Raw genomic sequence first — 970 nt, 5'->3', positions numbered from 1 at the left:
GTAACCCGGTCCCCAAGATTTGGACATTTCCCCTACCTTAATCGTGTATAATTCAAATAAGGAGGTAAACCATGGGACGAGGAAAACTAACAACTGAAGAGCAAGCCATCCTACGCGCCAATCCTAATGTCGAATCGGTGGACGATTACCGAATCCTTTACACCACAGCTTTTAAAAGGCATTTCATTGATGCCCTTACCATGGGCAAGCGACCGAAACAAATCTTTATTGAGGCCGGATTTGATCCTGAAATTCTAGGCGACAAACGGATCGAACGTGCTACCGACCGGTGGAAAAAAGGCCATATTCGAGAAGTACTACGCGCTTCTGTTGACGAAAATGCCGTAAATGAAGCCCTCAAAGCCATTGACGACATCGACGACATGAGAAAAGCAAAAGACAAACTGGCAAAGCAAGAAAAAATCATTCAACAACAAGCCGCGGAGATCGAAGCATTAAAAAAAGCTGGCTGGCTAGGAGGGAGGCGATGCGACAAGAAGGCCTATGGAACGACTGATCTTTGTAAGATCGTAGAAGAAACCGTCCAAACCTACGGAACAACCATCAATATTAAAGCCCTTTGCAAAAATCTTCAGTTGCCACGAAGCACTTACTACTACTACAAAGCCAGCAAAGAAAACCGGCAACGAAGAGAAGAAGCAGATCGAGAAGCCCTGTACTTCATACAAAAAGCCTATGACCATAGCGGCAAATATTACCACAAAGGCAGCCGCTCCCTTCACATGGTCCTGAAAAACGACTACGACATCATCTACAACCGCAAAAAAATCCAACGCATCATGCGGAAATATCAACTCAAATGCCCTGTGAAAAAAGCACGGCCCTACGACAAACGGAAAAACGACGGCCAAGAAAGCAAAATCGCACCCAACCGCGTCAAGCGCGCCTTCAAGCCCGGCAAAGCAAGAAAACTCTTCCTCACCGACATCACCTACATCAAACACCAAGG

1 protein-coding gene is annotated in these 970 nt (G+C 46.1%); it reads left to right on the top strand.

Going from position 1 to position 970, the window contains the following annotated elements; all coding sequences use genetic code 11:
• Window positions 1-71: 71 nt before the first annotated feature.
• Window positions 72-970, top strand: an 899-nt coding sequence (locus tag PEPTYR26121_RS00015) for an HTH domain-containing protein (protein WP_180497989.1), incomplete at its 3' end; no start/stop codon positions are given.

It is taken from the genome of Aedoeadaptatus nemausensis, assembly GCF_903819165.1.
Taxonomy (GTDB): Bacteria; Bacillota; Clostridia; order Tissierellales; family Peptoniphilaceae; genus Aedoeadaptatus; species Aedoeadaptatus nemausensis.
This window is presented reverse-complemented; position numbering and strand designations above follow the sequence as displayed.